Source organism: Bradyrhizobium sp. 21 (assembly GCF_023073335.1).
Lineage (GTDB): Bacteria > Pseudomonadota > Alphaproteobacteria > Rhizobiales > Xanthobacteraceae > Bradyrhizobium.
In genome coordinates this window covers 570243-587189 of the sequence record NZ_JADPJG010000032.1, presented here as the reverse complement: position 1 = coordinate 587189, position 16947 = coordinate 570243, and the positions used below count along the sequence as shown (strand labels likewise).

General features: G+C 63.4%; 19 protein-coding genes. 15 read left to right on the top strand and 4 right to left on the bottom strand.

Annotated elements, in window-relative coordinates:
* Positions 1-28 precede the first annotated feature (28 nt).
* The 12 genes from flgK (at position 29) to IVB31_RS27945 (ending at position 8860) form a co-directional block, all read left to right on the top strand.
* A complete protein-coding gene (gene flgK / locus IVB31_RS28000) occupies positions 29-1507 on the top strand; it encodes a flagellar hook-associated protein FlgK (protein ID WP_247330480.1) in 1479 nt (492 codons plus the stop codon).
* A gap of 3 nt (positions 1508-1510) precedes the next feature.
* Positions 1511-2557: a flagellar hook-associated family protein gene (locus IVB31_RS27995; RefSeq protein ID WP_247330478.1), complete on the top strand. Its 1047-nt coding sequence runs from the start codon at positions 1511-1513 to the stop codon at positions 2555-2557.
* Positions 2558-2590: 33 nt separating this feature from the next.
* Positions 2591-2938 carry a flagellar biosynthesis regulator FlaF gene (flaF, locus tag IVB31_RS27990; protein WP_247330476.1) on the top strand — a complete coding sequence of 116 codons (348 nt, stop codon included), beginning with the start codon at positions 2591-2593 and terminating at the stop codon, positions 2936-2938.
* Positions 2935-3345, top strand: coding sequence for a flagellar biosynthesis repressor FlbT (flbT, locus tag IVB31_RS27985; protein WP_247330473.1), 411 nt, complete (start codon positions 2935-2937; stop codon positions 3343-3345). The genes flaF and flbT overlap by 4 nt, the downstream gene beginning before the upstream one ends.
* Positions 3346-3359: 14 nt before the next feature.
* Positions 3360-3782: a flagellar hook assembly protein FlgD gene (gene flgD / locus IVB31_RS27980; protein WP_247330470.1), complete on the top strand. Its 423-nt coding sequence runs from the start codon at positions 3360-3362 to the stop codon at positions 3780-3782.
* Positions 3779-4045 (top strand): flagellar biosynthesis protein FliQ, encoded by a 267-nt coding sequence (fliQ, locus tag IVB31_RS27975; protein ID WP_018453982.1) that lies wholly within the window; start codon positions 3779-3781, stop codon positions 4043-4045. Before flgD ends, fliQ begins: the two co-directional genes overlap by 4 nt.
* A 76-nt stretch (positions 4046-4121) precedes the next feature.
* Complete coding sequence (flhA, locus tag IVB31_RS27970) at positions 4122-6203, top strand: flagellar biosynthesis protein FlhA (RefSeq protein ID WP_247330468.1); 2082 nt, start codon at positions 4122-4124, stop codon at positions 6201-6203.
* Entirely contained in the window at positions 6200-6952 is a 753-nt protein-coding gene (gene fliR, locus IVB31_RS27965) for a flagellar biosynthesis protein FliR (RefSeq protein WP_247330466.1), read from the top strand. Before flhA ends, fliR begins: the two co-directional genes overlap by 4 nt.
* A gap of 6 nt (positions 6953-6958) precedes the next feature.
* Positions 6959-7378: a hypothetical protein gene (locus IVB31_RS27960; protein WP_247330464.1), complete on the top strand. Its 420-nt coding sequence runs from the start codon at positions 6959-6961 to the stop codon at positions 7376-7378.
* Positions 7375-7851 carry a rod-binding protein gene (locus IVB31_RS27955; RefSeq protein WP_247330610.1) on the top strand — a complete coding sequence of 159 codons (477 nt, stop codon included), beginning with the start codon at positions 7375-7377 and terminating at the stop codon, positions 7849-7851. The genes IVB31_RS27960 and IVB31_RS27955 overlap by 4 nt, the downstream gene beginning before the upstream one ends.
* A gap of 41 nt (positions 7852-7892) precedes the next feature.
* Positions 7893-8405 carry a flagellar biosynthesis protein FlgN gene (locus IVB31_RS27950; protein ID WP_247330461.1) on the top strand — a complete coding sequence of 171 codons (513 nt, stop codon included), beginning with the start codon at positions 7893-7895 and terminating at the stop codon, positions 8403-8405.
* Positions 8402-8860 carry a hypothetical protein gene (locus tag IVB31_RS27945; RefSeq protein ID WP_247330459.1) on the top strand — a complete coding sequence of 153 codons (459 nt, stop codon included), beginning with the start codon at positions 8402-8404 and terminating at the stop codon, positions 8858-8860. The genes IVB31_RS27950 and IVB31_RS27945 overlap by 4 nt, the downstream gene beginning before the upstream one ends.
* Positions 8861-8998: 138 nt before the next feature.
* Here the strand turns inward: IVB31_RS27945 and IVB31_RS27940 are convergent, their stop codons facing one another.
* Positions 8999-9769 (bottom strand): response regulator transcription factor, encoded by a 771-nt coding sequence (locus IVB31_RS27940; protein WP_247330457.1) that lies wholly within the window; start codon positions 9767-9769, stop codon positions 8999-9001.
* A gap of 818 nt (positions 9770-10587) precedes the next feature.
* Between IVB31_RS27940 and IVB31_RS27935 the strand changes: the two genes are divergently transcribed.
* On the top strand, positions 10588-11538 hold the full coding sequence (locus IVB31_RS27935) for a hypothetical protein (protein ID WP_247330455.1): 951 nt from the start codon (positions 10588-10590) through the stop codon (positions 11536-11538).
* 17 nt (positions 11539-11555) lie between these two features.
* Here the strand turns inward: IVB31_RS27935 and IVB31_RS27930 are convergent, their stop codons facing one another.
* Positions 11556-12131 carry a MarR family transcriptional regulator gene (locus IVB31_RS27930; protein ID WP_247330452.1) on the bottom strand — a complete coding sequence of 192 codons (576 nt, stop codon included), beginning with the start codon at positions 12129-12131 and terminating at the stop codon, positions 11556-11558.
* A 678-nt stretch (positions 12132-12809) separates the two neighbouring features.
* Between IVB31_RS27930 and IVB31_RS27925 the strand changes: the two genes are divergently transcribed.
* The gene (locus IVB31_RS27925; RefSeq protein WP_247330449.1) at positions 12810-13697 is read left to right on the top strand and encodes a dienelactone hydrolase family protein; all 888 of its coding nucleotides are present in this window, start codon (positions 12810-12812) and stop codon (positions 13695-13697) included.
* 110 nt (positions 13698-13807) lie between these two features.
* On the opposite strand, the gene IVB31_RS27920 is transcribed toward IVB31_RS27925, so the two are convergent.
* Both IVB31_RS27920 and IVB31_RS27915 read right to left on the bottom strand, forming a co-directional pair.
* Positions 13808-15073: a serine hydrolase domain-containing protein gene (locus IVB31_RS27920; protein ID WP_247330447.1), complete on the bottom strand. Its 1266-nt coding sequence runs from the start codon at positions 15071-15073 to the stop codon at positions 13808-13810.
* A 122-nt stretch (positions 15074-15195) separates the two neighbouring features.
* Positions 15196-16047, bottom strand: coding sequence for an SDR family oxidoreductase (locus tag IVB31_RS27915; RefSeq protein ID WP_247330445.1), 852 nt, complete (start codon positions 16045-16047; stop codon positions 15196-15198).
* A gap of 156 nt (positions 16048-16203) precedes the next feature.
* On the opposite strand from IVB31_RS27915, the gene IVB31_RS27910 reads away from it, so the two are divergent.
* Entirely contained in the window at positions 16204-16929 is a 726-nt protein-coding gene (locus tag IVB31_RS27910) for an HAD family hydrolase (RefSeq protein ID WP_247330443.1), read from the top strand.
* The last annotated feature ends 18 nt before the right edge of the window (positions 16930-16947 follow it).

Genomic DNA, 16947 nt, shown 5'->3' with positions numbered 1-16947 from the left:
CGGCGCTCGTCCCCGGCAAGAGCAGATCATGAACCTTACCGCCGCCCTCGAATCCGCCCGCTCTTCGCTGATGACGTCGGGCATCCAGTCGTCGGTCATCTCGCGCAACATCGCCGGGGCCAGCGCCCCCGGCTATTCGCGCAAGCTCACCATGCTGGACAATCTTCCCGGCGCCGGGGTGTACGTCGCGGCGATCCAGCGCGCCGCCAGTTCGGGTCTCTACAGCAACGTCTTGATCGCGAACTCTTCGTCGGCCAAGCAGAGCGCGATCTATGACGGTCTTCAGAAGATCGCATCTGCCACGGTGGACGATACGGAGCTCGACCAGTCGCCGACGGCGCAGCTCAATGCACTGAAGAAGGCGCTCCAGCAATACGCCAACGCCCCGGACAACACCACGCTGGCGCAGGCGGCGGTCACGTCCGCCAAGGACATGGCGACGGCGCTCAACCAGGCGACCCAGACCGTGCAGACGGTCCGTGAGGGCGCGGATGCCGACATGAATACGTCGGTTCAGAATATCAATCGGCTGCTCTCCCAGTTTCAGACCGTCAACACCGCGATCGTGAAGGGTACGATCTCCGGCGACGACATCACTGACTACCTCGACCAGCGCGACAGCATGGTCTCCCAGCTGTCGCAGGAACTCGGCGTCACGATGTCGGTCCGCCCCAATGGCGACGCCGCGCTCTATGCCGACAGCGGCGTCGTTCTGTTCGACAAGACGGCGCGATCGGTGAGCTTCTCCCCGACCAACGCCTACACGGCCGGCACGACGGGCAATGCCGTCTACATCGATGGCGTGCCCGTGACCGGTGCCAATTCCGTCATGCCGCTCAAGTCCGGCAAGCTCGCGGGCCTCGCTCAGCTGCGCGACCAGGACACGGTCACCTATCAGAGTCAGCTCGACGAAATCGCGCGCGGCCTGATCAATACCTTCAAGGAAAGCGACCAGTCGGCTGTTCCGACGCTGCCCGACGTCCCCGGACTTTTTACCTATCCTGGCTCGCCTGCAATGCCGGCGAGCGCCACCGTTTCGGTCGGCCTCGCCGGCTTGATCAGCGTGGCCGCTTCGGTCGACCCGTCTCAGGGCGGCAACCCCAATCTGCTGCGCGACGGCGCGATCAGCGGCAACCCGGCATATCGATACAACACCGCCGGTAATGCCGGCTACTCGACCCGGCTGCAGCAGCTCATCGGCGGCATGGATGCGGCGCAGCCGTTCGATGCAACCACGCAAGGCAAGCCGAGCGGCAGCTTGATCGACTTCGCGTCGTCGTCGACGAGCTGGATTGAAAACCAGCGCAAGACCGCGGATTCCAACGTCACCTACCAGAAAACGCTGCTCGACCGCAGCACCGCGGCGCTGTCGAATGTCAGCGGCGTCAACATGGACGACGAAATGTCCTTGATGCTTCAGGTCGAGCGCACCTATTCGGCGTCGTCAAAGATCATCTCGACCGTCGACGAAATGCTGCAGAGCCTGCTGGCTGCCGTGGGGAATTAAGTCATGATGAGCGCGAACTACATCTCGACCCTGATGCTGTCTTCGTCGTTGAGGTCCTCGATCACGAACAATCAGGCCGCGCTGACCAAGGCCTCGAAGGAAGCCACCACCGGCCGCTTCGCCGATGTTGGCCTCGAGCTTGGTGCCACGACGGGAAGCGATGTCACCTTGCGGGCAGACTTCAGCTTCGCCGACCAGCTCGTCGATACCAACGGGCTCGTCGCGGGACGCCTGGACACGACGCAGAATCGGGTGACCCAGCTCGGCTCGACCGCAACGGACTTCCTCAAGGACCTGATCGCGGCCCGCAGTACCACTGACGGCGGGCGGATCATCCTGCCGCCTGCGTCATCCAACCTCCAGGATCTGATCGGCGCGCTTAACGTCTCCTATAACGGCTCGTATCTTTTCTCGGGCATCAACACGCAGAACATGCCGATCACGGCTTACACCGCGGGCTCGGCCAGCAAGAACAAGGTCGACGCCGATTTCCTTTCGGCCTTCGGGGTCACCCAATCCTCGGCCGGCGTGAGCGCCATTACCCCGGCGCAAATGCAGACCTTCCTCGACACCACCTTCGATTCCGAGTTCGCGAGCCCGGCCTGGAACACCAATTGGTCATCGGCCACCGACCAAGTCATGCAAAGCCGTATCTCCACGACCGAGATCGTCGATACGTCCGTTAGCGCCAACCAGACCGGTTTCCGCAAGCTCGCCGAGGCTTACACCATGATGGCGGATCTCGGGAACATGAAGCTGAACCAGGAGACCTTCCAGGTCGTCGTGGACAAGGCCATCGGCCTCGTCGGCAACGCCATCACTGACCTCGCTACGCTCGGCGGTGGCGTCGGCACGGTCCAGCAGCGGCTCACCGGTGCGACCGACAAGCTGAAGCTCCAGCAGGACATCCTCAACAACCAGATCGTCAAGATGGAGGCGGTCGATCCGACCGAGGCCTCGGTCCGGGTCAACACCTTGCAGACCCAGATCCAGACGGCGCTCGCGCTCACCTCGCAGCTCCAGAAGATCAGCCTCATCAACTATCTCTGAGCCATGGCTCCTTTGTAAGGTAGAGTTTTCCCGATGACGTTTGAAGCCTATGAAGCGATCGTCGACGAGAGCGGCTATGAGGCGCGGGGCCGCGAGCGGCAGGCGCTCAGCCTCGGCATCGACCGGCTCGAGCGGATCCAGAAGGGCCGCTTCAACCTCGAGGATCTGGTCGAGAGCCTGCTCTATGTGCGGCGGCTGTGGACGATCTTCATCGAGGATCTCGGCAATCCGGAAAACGGACTCCCGGAAAAGCTGCGCGCCGACATCATCTCGATCGGCCTGTGGGTCATCAAGGAGGCGGACCGCCTTCGCGAAGAAAAGTCGAACGACGTGATGCAGCTCATCGAAATCAACCGCCTGATCCGAGACGCTCTTCGATGAAGATATCCTTGCGGGCGGGCGAACGAGTCTACATCAACGGCGCAGTGCTGCGCGTGGATCGCAAGGTCTCCGTCGAGCTCGTCAACGACGTCATGTTCCTGCTCGAAGGGCAGATCATGCAGGCGTCCGACGCCACCACGGCGCTGCGGCAGCTCTATTTCATCGTCCAGCTCATGCTGATGAACCCGACCGACGTCCGGGATGCTTCGGCCCTCTACGGGCAGCATCACGCGGCCCTGCTCGCGGTGTGCGAGAGCCACGAGATGCTGGTCGGACTTGGCGCGGTCGACGAACTGGTCGGGGCAACCCGTTACTTCGAAGCGCTCAAGCGGATCCGGGCGCTGTTTCCGGTGGAGCAGGCCATCCTGGCCGGCGCCACGATCGATTCCCCATTCCAGGCTGCCTGAAAGCGGAGAGGCACATGAACGTCACCAGCGCGACCGATAGCACCAGCAAGTCGTCCAGTTCGACCAATCCCCCCACGTCTACGTCGAGCACCGGCGTCGACTACAACACGTTTCTTCAGCTCCTCATCGCCGAGATGAAGAACCAGGACCCGACCAATCCGATGGATACCTCGCAATATATGAGCCAGTTTGCGCAGCTCTCATCGGTCGAGCAGGCGATGCAGACCAATACCAAACTGGATTCGCTGCTGTCGTCGCAGTCGCTGTCGCAGGCCAACGGGCTGATCGGAAAGACCGTCAGCTTCACGGACGCGACCGGAGCGAGCTTCAGCGGCAAGGTCGCTTCGGTCTCCATCAATGCCGACGGCTCCATCGCGACCCTCGCGGACGGCACGAAAGTCGCGGTCGGGCCCGGTCTCACGATCAGCCAGTCATGAACGAACGAGACGCCCTCGATATCGTCCAGGCGGCGATCTGGACCATCATCGTCGCCTCCGGGCCTGCCGTCGGCGCCGCGATGCTGGTCGGCACCATCATCGCGCTGATCCAGGCCCTGACCCAGATCCAGGAGGTGACGCTGACCTTCGTTCCGAAGATCATCGTCATTCTCGTGGTCGTTGCCGTCTCCGGCTCCTTCATTGGTGCCCATCTCTCCACCTTCACCGAGATGGTCTATTCGCACATCGAACGCGGCTTCTGATCCTGATGGCCCCGGCCACCACCCCCGCGTAAGCTTTGCACGGCAGATTGCGGGCCGGATCCTCTGCCGGTGACTCATGGCCGATACGTTAGCTGCTAGCCTGCCGACCCCGCGACGATTGGGCGCCGACGCCTTTTTCGCAGGCGGCATCGTGGCCATGCTGACGATCCTGTTCCTGCCCATACCGCCGATCCTGATCGATCTCGGTCTCGCCTTCTCGATCGCGCTGTCGGCACTGATCCTGATGGTTGCCCTGTGGATCCAGCGGCCGCTCGACTTCTCGGCTTTCCCGACCGTGCTGCTGATCGCGACGATCCTGCGCCTGGCGCTGAACGTCGCGACAACACGTCTGATCCTGTCGCGGGGCGGGGAGGGCGAGCAGGCCGCAGGCCACGTCGTCGCCGGTTTCTCCAAATTCGTCATGGGCGGCGACTTCGTCATCGGCCTGATCATCTTCGCGATCCTGGTCACGGTGAATTTCGTCGTGATCACCAAGGGTGCAACGCGTATCGCCGAAGTCGGCGCCCGTTTCACCCTGGACGCCATCCCCGGCAAGCAGATGGCGATCGACGCCGACCTGTCCGCGGGCCTGATCGACGACAAGGAAGCGCAGCGCCGGCGCCGCGAGCTCGAGGAGGAGAGCGCGTTCTTCGGTGCCATGGACGGTGCCTCGAAATTCGTCCGCGGCGATGCCATCGCCGGCCTGATCATCACCGCGATCAACATCTTCGGCGGCATCATCATCGGCGTCACCCATCACGGGCTCACGCTGTCGCGTGCCGCCGACGTCTACACCAAGCTCTCGGTCGGCGACGGTCTGGTGACGCAGATGCCGGCGCTGATCGTGTCGCTGTCGGCCGGCCTGCTGGTCTCCAAGGGCGGCACCAGGGGATCGGCGGAGCAGGCGGTGTTGCGGCAGCTCGGCGGCTATCCGCGCGCGGTGTCGGCCGCCGCGCTGATGATGTTCGTGCTCGCCTTGATGCCGGGGCTGCCGATGCCGCCGTTCTTGCTGCTCGGCGGCGTCATGGCCTTCGTCGGATACTCGCTGCCGAGGCGGCAGGCAGCCCGGGAGCGCAAAGAGGCGGCACTCAAGGCCGACGAGCGGGCCCAGGCCGACGCCAAGGAATCCGTCAAGGAATCACTCAAGACCGCGGAGATCGAGCTGTCGCTCGGCGGCCATCTGTCGGTCCATCTGCTGGGCTCGCGCACCGAGCTCGGCCACCGCGTCGCCAAGATACGCAAGAAGTTCGCCAAGCAGTACGGCTTCGTGATTCCCGAGATCAAGCTCACCGACAATCTGTCGATCGACCCCAAGGGATACCAGATCCGGATCCACGACACCCGCGTCGCCCAAGGCGAGCTCAGGCTCGGCGAGGTGCTGGTGCTCGTCGACAAGGACGGCAAGCCCGACGTGCCCGGCGAAGAGGTGATCGAACCGGCCTTCGGCATGAAGGCGCTGTGGGTGACGGACGCCTTCACCGACGAGGTCAAGCGCCAGGGCTGCAAGCCGGTCGACAATCTGTCGGTGCTGCTCACGCATCTGAGCGAAGTGCTCAGGGCGAACCTCGCGCAGCTCCTGTCGTACAAGGACATGCGCGTGCTGCTCGACCGGCTCGATCCCGAATACAAGCGTCTGGTCGAGGATATCTGCCCGTCGCAGATCTCCTACTCGGGCCTTCTGGCGATCCTGAAGATCCTGCTGGCCGAGCGCGTGTCGATCCGAAATCTCCATCTGATCCTCGAGGCCATCGCCGAGATCGCACCCCATGTGCGGCGCTCCGAGCAGGTGGCAGAGCACGTGCGTACGCGTCTTGCCCAGCAGATCTGCGGCGACCTCTCCGACAACGGCGTGATCAACGTGATCCGTCTCGGCAACCGTTGGGACATGGCGTTCCACCAGAGCCTGAAGCGCGACGCCAAGGGCGACGTCGTCGAATTCGACGCCGATCCCCGCCTCATCGAGCAGTTTGCGACCGAAGCCAGCGCCGCGATCCGCAAGTTCACCGAGAACGGCACCAGCGTGGTGCTGGCGGTGACGCCCGAAGCCCGTCCCTACGTCCGGATGATTCTGGAACGGGTGTTTCCAACGCTGCCGATCCTGTCGCATGTCGAAGTCGCGCGCAGTTCCGAGATCAGGGCACTGGGAGCCATATCGTGATCGGCGGCCTCGCCGACAGCGTGCTGGTGACGTTCATCGTGTTCTGCCGCATCGGTGCCTGCCTGATGCTGGTGCCCGGCTATTCCAGCGTCAACGTTCCACCCCAGGTCCGCCTGTTCGTCGCGCTCGTCACCACGTTTGCGTTGACGCCGATCCTGATCGCCGTCCTGAAACCTCTCACGGACAACGCGGCGCCGCTGACGCTGGTGCTCCTGATCTGCACCGAGCTCGTGGTCGGTAGCGTCATCGGGCTCGGCGGCCGCGTCTTCTTCCTCGCGCTGCAGACCATGGCGACCGTGATGGCGGGCGCGATCGGGCTGAGCAACATCCCAGGCACACCGGTCGCTGACACCGAGGGGGCACCGGCCCTGGTGCCGCTGATCATGGCCTCCGTCACCACGTTGTTCTTCCTGACCGACCAGCACTGGCAGGTGCTGCGCGGGCTGATGAATTCCTACGACGTCTGGCAGCCGGGCAGCAAAATCGGCGGCAGCATGGCGCTCGATCTGCTCGTCGGCCGCCTGTCGGAGGCGTTCGTGCTGACGCTGCGGATCGCCAGCCCGTTCATCGTCTATTCGGTCATCGTCAACTTCGCGGTCGGCCTGATCAACAAGCTGACGCCGGCAATTCCGGTCTATTTCGTCTCGGTGCCCTTCGTGCTGTTCGGCGGCTTCCTGCTGCTCTACCTCACCAGCGACGAGCTCTTGACGCAATTCATGCTCGGCGTCTCGTCCTGGCTGGCGGAGTGATCGGTCATGACGTCGCGCGCGGACAAGCTCGGCCGGATGGTCTCGCTCGTGAAGCTCCAGCTCCGGCTGTCCGAATGGCAGCTCGCACATCTGCGGCAGCAGGAGCGCAGCTTGCAGGACGAGCAGGAATGGCTGGTCGGAACTCTCAACGAGGGGAAGCCGCCGGCGGGATCATCGAGCGAATCGATCGCGCGGCGCCTGGCCAGAACCAGCGTCGGCGCGCGCGCTCTTCAGGCGCAGGCCTCGCAGCAGCTCGACCAGGTTCGCGCGGAGAGCCGCCGTGCGAAGCAGCTCGAACAGGTCGCGAAGGCGGCGCTCGCCGACAAGCTTCGCGATGCCGAAAGGCGATCACTCGAGGAGATGACGGGTACAAGCCTCACCGTGCGCGAGTGGACGCCACGGCCAGCCAACCGGAACAAGACATGATCGTGACAGCGACACCCGACCTCGTTCTCGACGTCCTCGATGCCGCCGACCCGGTGGCGCAGCGCGCGGCGGCCGCCAAGCTCGACGCGCTGAAATCTTCCAATGTCGATTTCGCCGCCACGATGGACGCGGAGGTGGGCAAGGCCGCGGCCGCTGCCGATCAATCCGCCGCGAAGGCCGCCGAAGCGCAGTCGGGCGCGGTGAACGGGCCGCCGGTGCAGGTGATCAAGGCGCCGGCATCCGGCGAGGTGTACCGGAAGTTCGAAGCGTTCATCCTGCAGACCTTCGTCGAGACGATGTTGCCGAAGGAGTCGGAGGAAGTCTTTGGCAAGGGTACGGCTGGCGGCATCTGGAAATCGATGTTGGCGGAGCAGCTTGGTGCGCAGCTGGCGAAGGGCAAGGGCATTGGCATTGCCAAGCAGCTCGCTGCCGCGCATCCGGCCGTGCCGAACGTTACGGGCAAGGCCGGATGACGGTCCGGAATGAGTGACAGAAGTTGAAGGGTGAATTTGTTATGCAGGCACAAGAAGGCGCGGCGGCCCTGGTGATGGAACAGCCGATCGTGGACACCGAAGCGATGACGACGGCCGCCGTGACGGGCGATGCGCTGTTGCCCGTGCTGCTGCCGAATGTCGGTGGCGAGGTGGCGAGCGACGGCGCGGACGCGGCGAGATCGGACGAGGTGCGGGGCCTGCTTTCTGCGATCCGCCGGCTCGCGAGCATCGTCGAGGAGGAGACGGCCGCGCTCGCTACTGGCAAGAAGATCGATTTCGATGATTTCAGCGCCCGGAAGAGCCGCAGCATGCTGGAATTCGTCCGCCTGATGCGGGCACGAATGCATCTCGGCGGCGAGGTCGAGATCACCGAAGAGATCCAGCGGTTACGCGAGAAGCTCGAGCGGAACCGGTCCATCCTCGAAATGCACTACGACGCGGTGCGCGAGGTCGCGACCATCATCGTCAAGGCCATCAAGGATGCCGAGTCGGACGGCACCTATACCGGCCGCGCAGCACAGGACGGAAAATGATCAGACTCGTGCTGGCCGGACTCTGGGTATGCATTCTCACCGCGGGCACGAGCTATGGCGTGGCCTATTGGAAGGAGAACGGCAACCTGCTGCCGGCGAAGGACGAATTTCTCGACGGGCTGCAATACCAGAAGACGCGGGCGCTGAGCGTGCCCATGGTCGAGAACGGCAATGTGCAGGGCTACATCGTCGCGCGCTTCGTCTACACTGTGGAGGGGCGAACCATGCACCAGCTCAACGTTCCGCCGGAGCCGTTCGTCGTCGACGAGGCCTTCCGCAGGATCTATGCCGACGACCGCCTCGACTTCAGGAAACTCGCCCGCTACGACCTCTCCATCCTCACGACGGCCATCAAGCAGCGGGTCAACGAGCGGATGCAGGCCGAAATCGTCCAGGACGTCCTGGTTGAAGACTTCAACTACGTGTCGAAGGAAGAATTCCAGCAGAAGCCATAGAAACAGCCGGACCGGAAGCGCCGCGGCGACCGTACCGCCGCGCCCTGCGTTCGCCGTTTCCGTCGCCGAAAGTATAACGGCCTCTGCGAAGGTGGTTCGCAGAGGCCGTTGTCGTTTTCGCGGCAGTGCCCTGCCGTATCAGTTTCCGGCCGGATACGCCGCCGGGGCTGCATGCGCCCTGTTCAGGAGGATGCCGACCTCGTCGAGTTCCTGCATCGGCACCTCGATGGTCTCGCCGGCCGGGATGTTGAGGCGGTATCCGACGTAGCGCCGGGCCACGATCGCATCAAAGCCGAGGCGGTCACGGAGTTTCTTGCGCAGCTTGCTGACGTGGCTCTCGATCACGCTCTCGTCGAAGGTCGCCTCGAAGATGCCGTAGACCGCGTTGAAGATCTGCGTCTTGGTGATCCACTTGCCGTGGTTGCTGACCATATATTCGAGAATGCGCAGTTCGCGGCGGGGCAGGGTGAGGGCGTGGCCCGCGATCTCGGGGTCACGTCCGTTGAAGAAGACCTGGATCCTGGTTTCGCAGGGCCTCGGTAGTTCCCCAACCCGGCGGCGCGCGATCGCGGCCGTTCGGGCGAGGATCTCGCGGAGATGAATCGGCACGTGAACGACGTCATCGACGCCCGATTCGAACAGCTCCAGCGTGTTCTTGAGCATCTTCTGGCCGCTCATGGCGATGATGGGCGCCGAGGAGCGCTTGCGCATCGCCCGCGGCAGGCTTCCACGAGCGTCGCAATCCCCGAGGAGGAAGGCGTCCACCGCAGCCAGATCCGATTCACTCGCAGATTGCAGCCAGTCCCAGAATTCTCCGGAGGAGAAGCCGATCGACGATACGCCTTCGCGAACGAGCCCTCCAACGTAGCTGTTCGTGACGCTCTCGCGATCATCAACGATAATATACATCAGTCTTTCGCCCCTGTTTCGCACTTGTTGCGGCCGGTTCGTTGTTGTGATGCCCGGCTCGGCAACGGTGCTGTTTGACGATATTCCTTCCCGCGAACCGTTATTATGGTTTCGATATTCGCGGGCAGCCCTACGCATTCAGTGCCTGCGTCTCGCAGGCCTGCTACTTCGACTCGATACTGAACGCTTACTGCGTGAGGCCCGGCGGGTGTCTTACGGATCACCTCGCGGGGCGGATGAGAAAGCGACCTAGAACAGTTGCGCCAAGTTGCTCATCGCGTCCGAACGCCACTGCACTGTGTCGATCTCCTCGCCAACTGGCGAGAATCACTTGAGTAGGACCGTAACAATTGCCGATTTCCGATCAAGCGTGCGCAGCAAAGCGGTTGCTACACGTGCTTGATGCTGTTGGTTTGTTTCGAGTTGTTTCTTTGTATGTTCAATCGCATCAGATGATTTGAAATTTGAACTAGTTTTGCACCGTGACGGTCCTAAAGTTCCGCATCCCCGTATGATTGCAGCTATTTTGGGTGGTGCCGGCGTTCATGCACACTGAGGGGTTTTCAACCCGGGATTGACTCTCGTCGTCGTGTTCCTGCATGCGACAATTCGACTCATGTATGGCGAGGCGACTCCAGCTTGGCGAAATCTTGGCGAGTGTGTGTCTTTCGAGTCGCACTCTCGCCACGTGCATGACGCGTTTGACTCATGAGACGTCGCATCGCGCGCGATGAAAAGTTTTCGATGCGCACGGTTCAGGCAAGCTTCGGCAAATAACCTCGCCCTTCGATAGAGAGAACCGAACGGAGCATTCTCACATGTTGTCCGATGGACAAGCTCGTCCCAACGCGACCGCCGATGTTTCCGCAGCGGCGAAGCCGGCTGCGGAGGCGCGCGATGCCAGGGACAATGCCGCCAGGCCTGCTGCGAACAACAAGCCTGCTGCGGACACCAAGCGTGCATCGGCAGCAACGAGTGATGAAACTCTGGCGAAAGAGGCACTCGAGGGTCTGAAGCGCATTCGCGCCAAGGCGCGGCTCGACAAGATGGCGATACCCAAGCCGGCGCCGATCGTGATCAAGCCGGCGATGATCGTAGCCAAGCCGCCGCCGCCGCGTCCGACATGGGTCGCGCCGCTCGCAATATTGGCAGTCGCAGCGACCCTGGTGGTCTGCGCCTGCACCGGCGTGATCGCCTATCTCACCATGCAGCCTGCCCAGAGCAACGTCGCGGCCAACACGGAGATCCGGAATCTGCGCGAGACGGTGGCGCAACTACGCAAGCAGGTGTCGGGGGTGTCCGAAAATCTCGACGGCCTGCGCACCGCGGTCGATCAGTCGAGCAAGGCGACCAGTGACCGTTTTGGCCGTTTCGGCGAGAATTTGGATCGCATCGAACGGGTGAGCTCGTCCTCGACGGTGAAGCTCGACAAGCTTGCCCAGGCCCAGGTCCAGGCTCCGACGCCCGTCGCCGCACAGTCGCAGCAGCCAATGCCGATGATGGCTTCGGTCGCGGCGCCCGAGATCACGGGATCGGTGCCTCCGTCCGAGCGCAACGCGATGCCGCGGAAGACGATCAAGGGCTGGTCGGTCCGCCAGGCGTATGAGGGGATCGCGATCCTGCAAGGCCCGAACGGCGTCGTCGAGGCCGTGCTGGGACAGCAGGTGCCCGGCCTTGGCCGCATCGAGGAGATCAAGAACGAGAACGGACGTCTGGTGGTGGAGTCCAGCGGGGGCGTCATCTATTCGTCACGCAAGGCAACGCCCTGATCCACGGCCGCCTTCTATTAGCGGTGATGCTCGAAGCTGGTGCATAGCAGATCGACCTCCGCCTCCGCGATCGGCGCGCGAAACAGGCGGCAGCTGAACTCGGGGGTCGTCTTGCTGTCCGAGCCGGTGCGATCTTCGCGAAGGAAGATGCATCGGTTGCAGACGTCGGTATGGTGCCGCTGTTCGGCTGCGTCCGACTGATCCAGCACGTGTCGCAGCGCATCGCGGAAGCTGACCTTGGCCTCGTCCTCGAGGACGGCGATGGCTTCGACGAGGACGTTCACGGGGTCGCGCACCAGGAACTTCTTGCCCTGCTGTGTCACGCTCAACATCACCGACCGCTTGTCCTGGGCCGAGCGCTTGCGCTCGAGATAGCCGAGCCGCTCCAGCTCGCCGATGATGAACGAGGCGGTGCCGCGCGTGGTGCCGACGTAACTCGCGAGCGCCGACGGCGTCCGGGAAAACCGGTTGGCGCGGGAGAGGAAGCGCAGAGCCATCCACTCGCGGTCGCGCAGGCCGTGCTTGGTGCCTTCGAACCACAGGATTCGTGCGACCTGCTCCAACAATTCAATCGATTCACGAGCCAAATTCATTTCAGTTCCAGGTCGGATAAATCTTATTCGATTGAGCTTTTGGTAGCGCAATCTGGTTGGGCGAGAATGAAGCTCTCAGGCGGTCCTCCGTCCCGTCGCCGGGCGGCGGACCGCGTTCGGGAAGAGACCTCCGTTTCCGAGGGGGAACTTCCGGCTGTGGGAACTAGAGCGTCACCAAGAAAGTTCGAGTAAATCGCTCCGCTCAACCTTTCTGAAAAGTTCAGTCAAATGACTGCGGTTCGCGTGCGGATTCCGAGTCCATGCGATGGTCGCGCAACATGATGTGCCCTTACCACCACCGCAAAGCCCATTTGTTGCCGCGACACGCGTCGAATTGCGCGAGCAGGCGGATCGGCTGCGACTGGCGGCAGCGCAAGCCAGGACGAGAGAACCGCCGTTTTCGGTTAATGGTTGTTGCGTCGCAATGCAGCCAGGCGGTTAAAGCCGAAATACGATCGGTCTTGCGAATGCCAGAGGGTCGGCCGCGATCGCGCAAGCGAAGCGGTTCAGTGGCAAGCGCGCGGCGTTGGCCGCCATAGTCGACAACATGTTCGAAGCAGCCTCAGGGCAAGGCCCGAAAGCGTTGTGCTCGCAGGCTGGTGATTTGCGTTTCGCCGGCAATTATCGGCGAATGCGCCGCCTGAAGGATCAGGGCCAGACATCAGGAAGGATAGACCGATGAGCATTGAAACCACCATGACATCCGACGTCGTCGGGCTAACCAAGGTCGCCCCGGTCTCGCGTCGCGGATTCATGAGCGCCACCGCGGCCGTCGCCGCCGGCTACACGCTTGCGGCCGGGCCCGTGCGCGCCGAGGTGGTCACGACAGACACCAGCGGCCTCCAGGCCGGCGACGCCAGGATCAAGGTCGGCTCCGAAGAGATGCCCGTCTATTTCGCCCGTCCCGCCGGCAACACCAAGGCGCCGGTGATCATCGTGGCGATGGAGATTTTTGGTCTGCACGAATACATCAAAGACGTGACAAGGCGCCTCGCCAAGCTCGGCGCGTTCGCGATCGCGCCCGACTATTACTTCCGCAAGGGAACTGATCTCACCAAGATCACCGACATCAAGGACCTGCTGCCGGTCGTCAACGCCAAGCCGGACGCCGAGCTGCTGTCCGATCTCGATGCGACGGTGGCATGGGCGGGATCGCAAGGCGGCGACACCGCGAAGCTCGGCATCATCGGCTTCTGCCGCGGCGGACGCACCGTCTGGGAATATGCTGCCCATAGCGGCACGCTCAAGGCCGGTGTTGCCTTCTATGGCCCGCCGGTCGATGCGCCCAACCCGCTGTGGCCGAAGAGCCCGATGCAGCTCGCGCCCGAGATGAAGGCGCCGGTGCTCGGCCTCTATGGCGGCGCCGATACCGGCATCCCCGTCACCCAGGTCGAGCAGATGAAGGCCGCGCTCGAGCAGAACAAGAAGACGGCCGAATTCAAGATCTATCCGGACGCGCCGCACGGCTTCCATGCCGACTACCGCGGCAGCTACCGCAAGGACGCGGCGGAAGATGCATGGAAGCAGGCAGAGGCCTGGTTCAAGAAATATGGCGTGTTGAGCTGAGGCCGGAGCATGATCCGGAAAAGTGTGCAGCTGTTTTCCGACAAGATCATGCTCAATCAATTCAAGAGGGCGGACCGAGCGGCCGCCCTCTCTGTTTCAGGGCACGGGTCTCACTTCACCATCGCGCCGTAGACGATGTCCTGGACCTGCTCGCGATAGTATTTGCGCAGCTCGCCCGGTGCCGCCGTTCCCACCACCACGACGAGACGCTCCTTCGGATCGCAGAAGAACTGCGTCCCGAAAGCGCCGTTCCAGGTGAACTCGCCGGGATTGCCGGGGACTGACGACAATCCTTCGCCGGTCCGGACCGCGACTGCGAGGCCAAAGCCGAAGCCGGCGCGATGCGGCTCGATGTTCGCCACGTTGTTCTTGATCTCGGGACCGAGATGGTTGGTCGTCATGTGGTGCACGGTCTTTGGGCCCAGGACGCGCTGGCCGTCGAGCTCGCCGCCGTTGAGCAGCATCTGTCCGAAGCGGATGTAGTCGCCGACGGTCGCGAACGAACAGGCGCCGCCGCAGTCGAACGTGGTCGGCGTGTCCAAAAGCTTGATGGCCTGCGGCTTGCCGGTCAGTGGATCGTTGGCGAACGGGCGGGCAAGGCGAGGGCGCTGTGCGTCAGTCGGATGGAAAGTCGCGTCCTTCATGCCGAGCGGCTGCCAGACATTGGCAGCGAGATAGTCGCCGAGCTTCTGCTCGCTCACCTTCTCGACCACGGCACCAAGTACGTCGATCGAAAAACCGTATTCGAACTCAGTCGACGGCTGATGGGCCAGCGGCAGTTTTGTCATGCGGTCGATGAAGGCCTGGGTGTCGCCTTCCACCGCGGGTGCAACGCCATCGGGATATTGCCGCGCCACCGGGCTCGATGAGTCCGGACGGCCGCCATACATCAGGCCGGACGTGTGTCGGTACAGGTCGTGAATGAAGATCGGCGACGCCTGTGGTTCGAATTTCAATGAACCGTCGCCCTGCTGAACGCCGACCTTCATGTCGGCAAATCCGGGATAATAGTCGGACAGCTTGGCCTGGAGCGGCAGCTTGCCCTGCTCCATCAACGTCAGGCCCGCGACCGCTGCCATCGGCTTGGTCATCGAGGCCAGCGCGAAGATCGCGTCGACCGGCATCGGCGTGCCCTTGTCCGCATCGAGCATGCCGTAGGCCTTGTAGTGCACGAGCTTGCCGTCCCGCGCGATGGCGACGACCGCGCCCGGCACGCGCTTGGCAGCGATCTCGCGCGCGAAGAAACTGTCGAGACGAGTCAGGCCTTGTTTCGAGAAACCGGCATCGTCGGGACTGGCTTCGGGCAGCGGCGCGGCATGCGCCGCACCGAACGTGATGACGGCAGCCGCCGTCGCGATCATGGCGATCGACTTCATTGTATCCTCCCAAGGTGCGAGTTCGTTATGCCGTGGCCCGCTCAAAGGTCAGATCACGTCCGCACCGGCGCGAAGTCAAGCGCGGGCAGGGCATGTCTGGGACGCCGGGAATGCCGGGCCTCCTATCGTCCCTCGCCCGCGGCCCACAACGCATCCAGGGCGTCACGGTAGGTCGGATAGGCAAGCGTGACGCCGAGCTCGCGCTTCAGTTTCGCGTTGGAGACGCGGGCGCTGCTGGCATAGAAGCTGCGGGCCATCGGCGACATCTCGGCGGTCTCGAACGCCTCTTCGGGCGGCGGTGCAACGTTCATCAGCTTCGCCGCATAAGCGATCACGTCCTGCGGCGTTGCGGGCTCGTCGTCGCAGACGTTCCACGTGCCGCCGCTCGGGTGATGAACCGCGGCCATGATCGCGCGCGCGATGTCGTCGACCTGGATGCGGTTGAACACCTGTCCCGCCTTGATGATGCGCCGGGCCGTTCCGGCGCGCAGCGTCACCAGCGCATTGCGGCCGGGGCCGTAGATGCCCGCAAGACGCAGGATCGCGGCATTGCCGCGCGTCGTATCCGTCCAGGCCTGCTCCGCCGCAACCCGCATGCGCGTGCGCTCGAGGGTGGCCTGCGCCGGCGTGCTTTCATCGACCCATTCGCCGGCGTGATCGCCATAAACGCCGATGGTCGAGAGATAGACGACCTTGCGGCGATGGCCGGTTGCCAGCACGTCACCGAACGCCGCAATGGCGGGATCGCCGGCGCTACCGGGCGGGATCGACACCAGAAGGACATCGGCGTCGCTGATGCGTTCGACCGTCATAGGGTCCGGATCATTGCCGGAAAAGGCGTGCAGCTCGATGCCGGCGAGATCGCCCCGCTTCGCGGGATCGCGCACCGTGCCGGCGATATGTGAGAAGCCGCCCCCGAATTGGCGGACGAAGTTCCGGGCGCTGTAGCCTAGGCCAAGGATGAAGAGCCGCATACGTCTCCCTCGCAGGTCGGAGTTCCCGTTCGCGCCGCTGCGCGCCTGTCGCTCATAAGAGATTTTTGGGTCCGGCAAAAGATATTGCAATTTGTGTCGCCCGCCAGTGCAGGCGATGGTCGCTTGTTGCAGGAGCGTCGGGAGGAGGCGTCGATCATGCAGGCAGAAACGCCCGCCATAGTGCCATGTGACGCCACGGAGCTGATCCAGCACGCCGCCGCGCTGATCTTCGATGTCGACGGCACCTTGGCCGAGACCGAGGAGCTGCATCGGCAGGCCTTCAACCATGCCTTCACCCGCGACGGTCTCGACTGGCAGTGGGACCGTGCTGCCTACAAGGACCTGCTGCGGGTCACCGGCGGCAAGGAGCGCATCCGCGCCTACCACGCAAGGCTGGGGATCGCCCCACCATTGCCGGATCTGGACATCGCGGAACTCCACCGCATCAAGACCGCGCATTATGCCGAACTGGTCGAGACCGGCTGCTGCCCCTTACGGCCGGGCGTGACGGATCTCCTCATTGCTGCCAAGGCGCGCGGCCAGCGGCTCGCGATCGCGACCACCACCTCGCACGGCAACATCGATGCGCTGCTGTCGCGGGCGCTGGGGCCGCGCTGGGCTGCGAATTTTGATGCGATCGTGGCCGGCGACGATGTGCGGCGCAAGAAGCCTGCGCCGGATGTCTATTTCGAGATTTTGGGGCGGCTGAAGCTCAGCGCCTCCGACTGCGTCGCGATCGAGGATTCCGCCAACGGCCTGATCGCGGCCTCGCGGGCGAACATTCCAGTCCTCATCACCCGCAGCATGTTCTTCCGGGACGATGATTTCAGCGGGGCGCGGGCCGTGCTGGACGATTTGTCAGGGCTGAACAAAAAACCGTAAAACAACCCCATGCAAAGT

Excerpts from the sequence above, each read along its gene's own strand:
- IVB31_RS27910 (WP_247330443.1), top strand. The coding sequence starts at position 16,204 with ATGCAGGCAGAAACGCCCGCCATAGTGCCATGTGACGCCACGGAGCTG.
- fliQ (WP_018453982.1), top strand. The coding sequence starts at position 3,779 with ATGAACGAACGAGACGCCCTCGATATCGTCCAGGCGGCGATCTGGACC.
- IVB31_RS27950 (WP_247330461.1), top strand. The coding sequence starts at position 7,893 with ATGCAGGCACAAGAAGGCGCGGCGGCCCTGGTGATGGAACAGCCGATC.
- IVB31_RS27920 (WP_247330447.1), bottom strand. The coding sequence starts at position 15,073 with ATGAAGTCGATCGCCATGATCGCGACGGCGGCTGCCGTCATCACGTTC.
- flbT (WP_247330473.1), top strand. The coding sequence starts at position 2,935 with ATGAAGATATCCTTGCGGGCGGGCGAACGAGTCTACATCAACGGCGCA.
- IVB31_RS27995 (WP_247330478.1), top strand. The coding sequence starts at position 1,511 with ATGATGAGCGCGAACTACATCTCGACCCTGATGCTGTCTTCGTCGTTG.
- IVB31_RS27955 (WP_247330610.1), top strand. The coding sequence starts at position 7,375 with ATGATCGTGACAGCGACACCCGACCTCGTTCTCGACGTCCTCGATGCC.
- IVB31_RS27940 (WP_247330457.1), bottom strand. The coding sequence starts at position 9,769 with ATGTATATTATCGTTGATGATCGCGAGAGCGTCACGAACAGCTACGTT.
- flgD (WP_247330470.1), top strand. The coding sequence starts at position 3,360 with ATGAACGTCACCAGCGCGACCGATAGCACCAGCAAGTCGTCCAGTTCG.
- flgK (WP_247330480.1), top strand. The coding sequence starts at position 29 with ATGAACCTTACCGCCGCCCTCGAATCCGCCCGCTCTTCGCTGATGACG.
- IVB31_RS27925 (WP_247330449.1), top strand. The coding sequence starts at position 12,810 with ATGAGCATTGAAACCACCATGACATCCGACGTCGTCGGGCTAACCAAG.
- flhA (WP_247330468.1), top strand. The coding sequence starts at position 4,122 with ATGGCCGATACGTTAGCTGCTAGCCTGCCGACCCCGCGACGATTGGGC.
- IVB31_RS27915 (WP_247330445.1), bottom strand. The coding sequence starts at position 16,047 with ATGCGGCTCTTCATCCTTGGCCTAGGCTACAGCGCCCGGAACTTCGTC.
- flaF (WP_247330476.1), top strand. The coding sequence starts at position 2,591 with ATGACGTTTGAAGCCTATGAAGCGATCGTCGACGAGAGCGGCTATGAG.
- IVB31_RS27960 (WP_247330464.1), top strand. The coding sequence starts at position 6,959 with ATGACGTCGCGCGCGGACAAGCTCGGCCGGATGGTCTCGCTCGTGAAG.
- IVB31_RS27935 (WP_247330455.1), top strand. The coding sequence starts at position 10,588 with ATGTTGTCCGATGGACAAGCTCGTCCCAACGCGACCGCCGATGTTTCC.
- IVB31_RS27945 (WP_247330459.1), top strand. The coding sequence starts at position 8,402 with ATGATCAGACTCGTGCTGGCCGGACTCTGGGTATGCATTCTCACCGCG.
- IVB31_RS27930 (WP_247330452.1), bottom strand. The coding sequence starts at position 12,131 with ATGAATTTGGCTCGTGAATCGATTGAATTGTTGGAGCAGGTCGCACGA.